The following is an 8,961-nucleotide window of genomic DNA, read 5'->3' on the forward strand; positions in this document are numbered from 1 at the left end:
GCAGGAACCCGCGGGCCGGTATCTCGGTGCCGCAATGGAGGGGCAGCGAAAACGCTGCCCGACCCGACCTCGCGCAATGGGTTAGCGTGGCGGCAATGACGCCGCAATGGAGGGGCAGCGAAAACGCTGCCCGACCCGACCTCGCGCAATGGGTTAGCGTGGCGGCAATGACGCCGCAATGGAGGGGCAGCCATAACGCTGCCCGACCCACCGTGGCCGACAACGGCTCGCTGGAAGGCCTCGGCCGCAATGGAGGGGACCTCACCCACCGCTCTCGGCCCCGCGGAGGAACCGCTTGCCGCAATGGAGGGGCAGCGAAAACGCTGCCCGACCTTTGGACCCCTACGCCCAGGGCGTCCGCCCGCTGCTTGCCGCAATGGAGGGGCAGCGATGACGCTGCCCGACCACCTCATCAAGAAGAGCCAGCAAGACATGCTGCCGCAGCCGCAATGGAGGGGCAGCGATGACGCTGCCCGACCCCCTCGTGCTGGGTGACCCCGAGCCCGAGCCCGAGCATACCCGCCGCAATGGAGGGGCAGCGATGACGCTGCCCGACCGCGCAACTGATAAACGAGCGCCGCATGAGCGTCCACGAGCCGCAATGGAGGGGCAGCGATGACGCTGCCCGACCCGACCTCCGACATTTGGGCCACCAACCCGCAAACGACGCCGCAATGGAGGGGCAGCGATGACGCTGCCCGACCCGGTTTCTTCTGGGCGGGCGGTTTCTTCTGGGCGGCGCCGCAATGGAGGGGCAGCGATGACGCTGCCCGACCGCGGACCGTCAGATCGCCGGGCCCCTGTCGGTCGTCCAGCCGCAATGGAGGGGCAGCGATGACGCTGCCCGACCTCGGGTTCGGTACCGGTGGTCCGGCGATACAGGTGGGCGCCGCAATGGAGGGGCAGCGATGACGCTGCCCGACCGCGCGCCGGATTCTGACGCTGGCGATTGTGTTCGGTGCCGCAATGGAGGGGCAGCGATGACGCTGCCCGACCCGCCTTGCGGGGGCTCTGCATCCGCAGCCAGAACGGGTGCCGCAATGGAGGGGCAGCGATGACGCTGCCCGACCCGCTCGCTCTATAACCTAGCTCTGACATGGGGCTTTGCCATGGGTTGCGAGGGGTGGCGACCAACGGGCATCAGGCTACGTGATTTGGTTGTCAAGGAGCCTTAAAACTGTATGCCACCTGGGTTCGAGCGCTGGGCCGCCTTGGTGTCGTCACCCAACCGCTCGCATCAGATGACCACCGGACCGGATGTGGGTAGACGGCTCGCGAGACCCATGAACCGGAAACATTCACTGCCTCGATCTTCCGGGGCACCAATGTCGACAATAGCTATCGAGTCGAGCGCATGGTGGATAATGTCGCCGAGGTCAGTTCGCATCGCGAGAAGCTCCATCGAATCTAGATCACAGATAAACACGCTGTATTGGAGGCTCCATCCGTAGCCCTTCATGGTCTTGTGGACTCGTCGGAGGCGTTTGCCCTCCCGGATGTCGTAGGCCACGAGGTATCTCCTGCGTCCCGCCATCGGTCACCTCGTCATGAACGGGACGTATTCGGGTATCTCGCCCAAGAGGTAGGCGCCGAGCATGCGGGCCTGCACCTCCAGTACGCGACGGTAAGTGATCCGGTATCTGTACGTGGGGTGGGTTATCTCGTGATCGAGGCGTCGTTCGTAGGCCGATAGGAACGAGCGCCGAGCCTTTTGGTTCATGGCCACGCCCTGGGCTCGGACGATGAAGCCGGATGAGCGGATCTCGCCGTTGTTGATCACGCTGACAACAACTGAGTCGGCTATAAGCGGGCGGAACTCTTCGGCTAGATCGAGCGCAAGCGCTGGACGGCCAAAGCGAGGGCGGTGGTAGAGGCCCAGGTATGGGTCGAATCCGACTCCGAGCACAGTCGCGGTCAGGTCTTTCGCCAAGAGGGAGTACGCGTATGAAAGGAGGCAGTTGACGGGGTCCTGTGGGGGTCTCCGGTTGCGGCCGTTAACGTCAAAGGTGCCTACGTCATCATTCTTGAGCATGCCGGAGAACCGTCCGAAATACAGTCGAGCGGCGGTTCCCTCTAGTCCGAGTAGGGACTCCACGGACTCCGCGGAGGCGGCCTGATCGGCTAGGCGCTTGAGTTGAGGGAGCACGGGTCCGGTGTCCCCGCGAGTGTTTCGTCTCAGGAAGGTACGGCAGTTACGTATCTTGCCTTCAACCAGGCGTCGCGCCACTGGTAGGCCGGCTTGGGCGGCGATACCAGCTTGGCGTCGCCTGAGTTCGACGTGCTTGGACGGCAAACCCTGGGCAATGCCCTGAAACCACCCTCCGTACGAAAACCAGCAGACTGGGATCTCCCGGCTGAAAGCAGCTCTCATGAGTTGCGAGGACAACTGGACGTTGCCGTACACGGAGATCTGAGACACATCGATTGCCCGGACCTGTAGAACTTCCTTATCTTGCCGGGTCACGCGGACCCGCCCTCCTTGAATCCCGACCTTCACCCCCTGCTCTGTGATGTAGAGGGGCCTAGCCGCGGAGTCCGTAGGAGTGAGCCGTCTCGGTCGCTTGGAGGATCTCTCGACATGGAGGTTGGTTTCGTCCGGAAGGCATATACCTACCAAGGAGCAATAGGCGCACTTTGGGCTATCGACAAGTGGAGCAGGTGCAATCGGTAAGGCGGCTACCTCGCGCATCGCCCTGATCATACCCTCTGTTTTATCCATCAGGGCATCATCAAAACTGTTAGTTATTCTTCGCCGAGTCTTCGTAAAGTAGAGTACGCCCTCAGTACATGTATAGCCTTGATCGCGAAGGATGAGGCCTATCGCATAGAGCTGGGCGAGTTCTGGGGTCCACTGAGGGCCATGAGTCGGTTGGCTTCGCTTAAACTCTACAGGCACAACCGATCCGCCAGACCCTTCGATCAAATCAGCCTTAGCTATGAGGCCGAGACGCTCGGAACTGATCACTACGGATCGAACTCTACCGGCGGGGTCATCGTCGAGGGGGCCTCCCATCCTACCCCCACCTGCATCTACAATTCGATGGTTGTAGCGCCCGTGCATTGTATCTGGATTGTCCTCAAACTCAGATCGTACCCACTCCAGATAGAACAGCCTGGGACAGTATTCAAATTTTCTGACCATTGAGGTCGGGATGAGTCGGGGAATATCCGTCATGTACTCAAAGTTGAATACACTATCCGTGGCGGCCCCATGTTTCCGAGACCCAGAGCTCTCTTTGCTCGTCTGATATCTGATTCAACAATGGAATGAATACTCCAGCCTGTGTACCACTTGCTGCGCTGTGTGAAGGCTCGATGATCCTCCGAAACCGTATGGGCAAGCAACGATCTAACCACTCGCTGGCGAAGAGGCCTACTCCAGAGTGGCCAGACGAACTTGCCGCCTTGAGTCCATTCACCCTCACAATTCTGTGTGAGGGTTCTGCCTTGCCTACCAAACACAGCGAACAAACTGAAACCGAGTAGGGCGAGTGCTTCAGCGCCTGGACAGGTTCGCTTGTCTATGCCTGGTTTTGTAGCAGACAGTGCCCAGTCCGGATCGTCAACCGTATCCCACCTCAATGAGGGTAGCTTACTGCGGTACTCCCAAGGACCTCTCAAGGCGACCAAAAGGTCTTCGGCGCGAACGTTATCGAGTATCCTACGCGCATCCCTTAGGAAGGCCACCCTACCCGCCGAGAGGTACAAGTCACTCGGTTTAGCATTGCCGTGTCCGTCATAACTTCCTTCAGCAACCAGACAGCTAGCCATTCGATTAGGCGTTCCGTCTATCTCGTTTACGGCGATGTAGCGACGAAGCTGATCCGGTTTGAACTTGGCATCATCGTCTGCTTTCCTGTCTATTCCCGGACTTAGAGCAGAACTACTCAGCCACATGGGGAAGATCTCAAGAGCTCGACGAACGATTCGGTCTGTGTCAAATTGGCCGTCGGTGACGGCGTGGGGGATCACGTCCTCGGTCCACCACAGGCGGGGCTGCTTATCTTCTCCTTCGAAGAGAACCTGAACTCCAAGAGCCGCCAGAAACCCAAGCGGGTTGGTTCCCGAAAGCCCGGTCAGATGTGTTGTTGTCATCCTTCAGCCCTCCTTGACCCGTGTGCACTCCTCAGCGCTCTGCCGGTGGTCGGCCAGTCGGAGGACTGTTTCCAACCACGCTAGGCCGTAGTACCCGTATCGCTCGATCAAGTTCCAGAACCTCTCGGCCATGTCCGGTGCGATGGAAGACTCCACTAGGTCCGAAGTGGCTTCCATGGGATGCTCGTCGTGCGTGAACTGAAGCCTTTGCGGGTCCGGATCGTCAATGATCGGCGGAAGCGGCCGACTGTGCCCGTGATGGGTGCTGATCAGGTGTAGAACCAGATCTCGGTCACATGCCCCAATCAGGATGTCTGGGTTGGACAAGGCCATCGCCACGCTTGCGATCTCGTGTCGCATCCCCCTCGGGTATGGCCAGCGTCGAGATCGCCCGGGGTAGGACTTGGCGAGCGGTTCGTCAAGCATGGCGAGTCCTACGTCGTCGCCTCCGACCAAGCCCTTTTGGAACCGTAGGTCTACCTTGCCAATGTCGTGAAGCCTGCCAGCCAATCGAAGATCGTCCTGTATTTCCTTCGGAAAACCAAGTAGTCGGGCAGATTCGGCTGCGCGGTCCCCGACTCCATCTAGATGGCACCGCAGAGTGGTACCCGCACCGGTGAAGGAAGCCGCCAGATCCGAGCCGTCGAAGGTCTCGGGTGCGACCGCAGGTTCGATCAGTGTGTAGTAGTCAGTATCGTTGCCACCGTTGGTGCTCAAGGTGCGGATCCGGAACCTACCCAGTCGGTCGACTATCTCCCGAGTCCAGATCGGTAGGTCATCAGCTTCGTGCAACCACTGTTCGATCCGGTCGCGGCGAGGAGTATCCTCTCCTGTTTCATCAGCCGGCGCCGGCGGCCGGATCGCGGTGCGGAGGATCCTGTGATCGAGGCGCAGGGTCGCCCTGGTGCCGTGATGGAACTGAGCGGTGTCACCGACGTCTTCCACGGTCTCGTTCGAGGATGGATCCCAGGTTCCTCCACGGATACCACCGCGTTCTGGGCTGACAACGATCACATCACCTGCCTTGATGTCTCCCAACGGGATCTTCTTTACACCGTCACCTTGGCCTGCCCAGCAGGTGTAAAGCTGCTTCTCCGAATTGTGCGGTACCGCGAGAGCCGCGTCGTGGGCTGGCATGTCCATGTCGGCCACGTCGGTCTCGACTCCGGTTGCCAACCACGCTCGCGCGGCGCTGATCGGAATCTGGAGGTACTCAGCCGGTCGGGGGGGCACCAAGCGCAATACATCTGCGGAGTCATCCCAGCGCCATACCAGGGACATGTCGGGTTCACGGACCTCTTCGATGCCATGCAGGAGCCAATCCACAGACGGTTGCACGATCGGCTCGGGGTTCGTCTGTACCAGAGCCTCCAGATGCGTCCGTAGCAGCAGGGGTGCGTCGGGTCGTGGCGCGGCAGCATCCCCCGGAAACGAAGATAGCGCGAGCGGACCGATGTCGAGCAGGCCGTCCGAACTCGCGCCGACCCGTCGATTGATCTCGTCCCAGGTAGCCAGGAGTGCCTCGCCGTATATGGGGTCAGGCTTTCTAGGATTGAGGGTCGCTGGAACCCCGAGGATCCATGCCCGGGCTGGCGCACCAGATCGGTCTGAGAAGGTTCCTCGCCGATCGAGCCGTCCGAAGCGCTGGCGCAGACTATCAATCGGCGCACACTCGGTTATGAGTGCGTCGAAGCTGAAGTCCGCCCCTACCTCGATCGCCTGGGTGGCGACTACGACGGTGAGATCTTCATCTTCGTCCGTCCGGTCTGGGTCGACCGCGTCAGCGAATGCTCCCAGAACCTTCGCCCGATCAATAGGTCGCATTCGCCCGGTAACTAGGTGAACGTTGAATCCAGCTTCGATCAGCGTCCGGTAAATGTCGCGCGCAGTACGGACACGATTCACCACTATCCCGACGGAGCGCACCGCCTCGGGGAGTTCCTTAGCGAGAACACGCATGACCTGAGTCGGAATCGACACATGTGGCGGTTTCGTCTTTCCGGGTACCGCTCTAACCTCAGCCACCTTCGGAGCTATGACGCGTCTACGGAGTTCATCACTCCCCTCGAGGTCCGTGTCTTCGAGTTCGAATCGTCGTGCTTCCTCGTTGGCCGGTGTCGCTGACATCTCAACGACGTGAAAGCGAGTCGGGAGACGTCCCCGATCCAGACCCTTCACCGCCGTGAGGGTTTGTGAGAACGGTTTGCTCAGGTGTACCTCGTCGAGAACTACAAGGCAGTCGTTCCCAGCTAAGCCAGCGTGGACAGGTCTCATCCTCCTACTGACGCCGTAGCCCCGGAACAGCAGCCTGGATCCGAATTGATCCACGGTCGAGACGACCACCCAAGGTAGATCGGGACGATGTGTCCACTCATTGTCGATCGGGATTCCTCCCCGTAGGGCGACTACTCCGAGGGGACGACTCTCACCGACCGCTCCCAGTCTGCCCTGGATCTTCCGAAGCACCTCGGTAGGTGCCATCGCAATCCGCTTCTGGATGCAGAGGGCGCGCTTGTAAACCTGATCGACGATGATACGGCGGTCGATCACGAACACCACCCGGCGCGGGAAGATCTCGGGTCGCACGGCTAGTGAGAAGATCGCGGTATCGAGAACGGCGGTCTTGCCCGTTCCGGTAGGCAGGTCGATGACTTTCGGCCACTTGCCCGTTTCCAGCACTTCGGCGGTGAGGCGTTCCTGCCAGGGAAAAGGTGGGTAGCCGTGTACGTCCTGAAAGTACGGTACGAAATCACTGCCTGACAGGTCAGTCATCCTCTTTTCTCCGTATCGAACGGGCGCATCAGCCCGAGACCGAGGTACCTCCCGGCACCCAACACCAGCGGCCCGCCGACCGGTTCTGCAAAGGTCACTGAAACGTGGACCTGGCGACGAGCCACACCACCCCGGTGGTCCCCCTGATGGAAGGCCGGGAAACGCTGGGCAGGCCGCGCCCCGCGGATGAATGGGTCGAACGACACCACCACTCTCACGGGTTCAGGCAGCCCTATGTGCCGACAGGAGGCGATGACCGCCTCCTCTGCCCGGATCCAAGCCTTGGCCCTAGCAGTGGCGGTTCCTCGGGCGAGCGGGCCGGGATGGGTCGGCAGGGCGACCGGCGTCGCAGATACCCAGCGGCGTGCGGGGCGGCGCCAGACGCTTGGTCTGAGTGCCACGAGGTCGCTCGTTCCGGTTTGGCGTCTCATAGCAACGCGACCACCCCTTCCCAGTTTTAGGTATACGAGCGGCTGGTATCCCTCCAACCGGTTGTCACGACAGGTTTCTTCCCACATGCCGATCGCCCGGAGGACGGACCGGCGTGCTCTGCCGTCGAGAGACTCGGGTATAGCGATGGCGGCTCCCATGAGGCGTCCGTCGGCGTGCTCATGACCAATGTGCGGAAGCGGCAGGAAACCAACGTGAGGTGAGGAGGAGGGGGTTCCATCCTCACGATGTCCGGTCAATCCCTCGGGAAGTGGGTCTTCGGCGTATTTGAACACCGCAGCCCGCAAGGCCTTGGCGATCTCAACCGCCCGGGTTGATGGAAGACGCCGCGACGCTGGTCGGAACTCGAAGATCAACCAATCGCCGACAGTGTCAGCACTGAGAGAGCTGGTGACCCCGACACGTCGTTCGTCTCGCACTGACCGGTAACGAACCGCGGTGAACGGCAGCGTGCGGGGCCGGGATCCCTGGTGCTGTCGGTATTCGGATTCCAGGTGTTCAAGCTGGCCTTTTCTGACCCAGCGCAGGACCTTCCCCCGATCGGACGGAACGTGGGTTGGCGTCGGGGATTCGGCCGAAATCCGGCACGAGACCAGCGAAGAAGAATGCCCGAGGCGGGTCACACGATTCAGCAGACCGTCTAGAGCATCGCCCGTGCCGGGGGTGGGTACGTCCTCCCAAACGTAGGTCACTGTCGGTTCGGCCGGTGTGACGGAAGGGTACAGCCGGGCCTGGCGGACACGGTCCTCTGGGAGGAGGTCAATTCCTGTCTTCGCTGTACCGGACACCAGGTTGGTGACATTCAGCGCGTCGCGTAGCCCGGTCTCCAGGGTTCTCACGCGTCGCCTAGCTGCAACGCCGTCAGCCCGGCGTACCTCCGCGAGGTCCCGCTGCAGGTCGTCAACCTTGTGGGCTCGTTTCCGGTAGGAGGAGGCCGAGACCACTGTGGCGTCGTTAACCGGTACGAAATGAGTCACCACGTCTCGTGGCTCAGCGCGGGAGGCCACGATCGACGGTGGGGCCAGAGCCTCAAGCCATTCCAGGGCGTTACGTTCAGCAGGATCTGGATTGTCCGAGTCCGCCCAGGTGGCTACCAGAGCGGAGAACAATCTGGCAGGATGAGGTGGCCACTCGGCCAGGCCACGATCGTGATGAGTAGACGCGGTGAATCGGCCCGTGAGGCAGTTCACTTCGATTGCGAACACGGTCACTCCGTTGGCTGCTTGGCCGCCGACACGGCGCGACTCCTCTTGATCAGACTGATCAGTTTCGGCGCCGGTACCAGCTTGATCTCCGCCGTTTCCCAGCCTATGTCCTGCTCGGCAGCGTGATCGGCGGCCCGATCGAGCAGGCACCGTGCGACTGACCGGCCTATGTCAACGACCTCAGCAGCCGAGCCGTCTCGCCCCACCAATTCGACTTGAGGGGAATGGTCGGGTATCAGTAGACAGCGAGACCGAAGGTCATAGTCCATCTCGTGCTGGTAGGCCATCGACGCCACTCCCAAGGCTGCGATGGCAGTTCGGGCGGCAATCTCGGCACCACGGCTATGGCCAGGAAAGCGAAGACGACGCAGGGCTGCGAGAGAGACTGTTGATGGTCATTGAAAATCCCCGGAGTTGATCACTGAAATTCCCCACCCCC

The 8,961-nt window shown here is 61.1% G+C and carries 5 protein-coding genes and 1 CRISPR repeat array (1 of these 6 only partly in view); all 5 genes read right to left on the reverse strand.

Annotation, left to right across the window (positions count from 1 at the left end):
* Positions 1-1,070: a CRISPR direct-repeat array (repeat unit 21 nt; unit sequence GCCGCAATGGAGGGGCAGCGA) (it extends 190 nt beyond the left edge of the window).
* Positions 1,071-1,237: 167 nt separating this feature from the next.
* Genes cas2 through csb2 form a run of 5 tightly spaced genes read right to left on the reverse strand, consistent with a single transcriptional unit; the run spans position 1,238 to position 8,507 of the window.
* Entirely contained in the window at positions 1,238-1,534 is a 297-nt protein-coding gene (cas2, locus tag OXK16_13795) for a CRISPR-associated endonuclease Cas2 (protein ID MDE0377017.1), read from the reverse strand.
* Positions 1,535-1,537: 3 nt separating this feature from the next.
* A complete protein-coding gene (gene cas1, locus OXK16_13800; GenBank protein ID MDE0377018.1) occupies positions 1,538-3,175 on the reverse strand; it encodes a CRISPR-associated endonuclease Cas1 in 1,638 nt (545 codons plus the stop codon).
* Positions 3,172-4,095: a hypothetical protein gene (locus OXK16_13805; protein MDE0377019.1), complete on the reverse strand. Its 924-nt coding sequence runs from the start codon at positions 4,093-4,095 to the stop codon at positions 3,172-3,174. The genes cas1 and OXK16_13805 overlap by 4 nt, the downstream gene beginning before the upstream one ends.
* Positions 4,096-4,098: 3 nt before the next feature.
* Positions 4,099-6,867 carry a type I-U CRISPR-associated helicase/endonuclease Cas3 gene (gene cas3u / locus OXK16_13810; GenBank protein ID MDE0377020.1) on the reverse strand — a complete coding sequence of 923 codons (2,769 nt, stop codon included), beginning with the start codon at positions 6,865-6,867 and terminating at the stop codon, positions 4,099-4,101.
* The gene (gene csb2 / locus OXK16_13815) at positions 6,864-8,507 is read right to left on the reverse strand and encodes a type I-U CRISPR-associated protein Csb2 (GenBank protein MDE0377021.1); all 1,644 of its coding nucleotides are present in this window, start codon (positions 8,505-8,507) and stop codon (positions 6,864-6,866) included. The genes cas3u and csb2 overlap by 4 nt, the downstream gene beginning before the upstream one ends.
* Positions 8,508-8,961 lie beyond the last annotated feature (454 nt).

The sequence above is a fragment of the bacterium genome, assembly GCA_028821235.1.
Classification (GTDB): Bacteria; Actinomycetota; Acidimicrobiia; order Spongiisociales; family Spongiisociaceae; genus Spongiisocius.

What these genes read in the sequence shown, in the direction of transcription:
- cas2 (MDE0377017.1), bottom strand. Translation starts at nt 1,534, where the DNA reads ATGGCGGGACGCAGGAGATACCTCGTGGCCTACGACATCCGGGAGGGC.
- cas1 (MDE0377018.1), bottom strand. Translation starts at nt 3,175, where the DNA reads ATGACGGATATTCCCCGACTCATCCCGACCTCAATGGTCAGAAAATTT.
- OXK16_13805 (MDE0377019.1), bottom strand. Translation starts at nt 4,095, where the DNA reads ATGACAACAACACATCTGACCGGGCTTTCGGGAACCAACCCGCTTGGG.
- cas3u (MDE0377020.1), bottom strand. Translation starts at nt 6,867, where the DNA reads ATGACTGACCTGTCAGGCAGTGATTTCGTACCGTACTTTCAGGACGTA.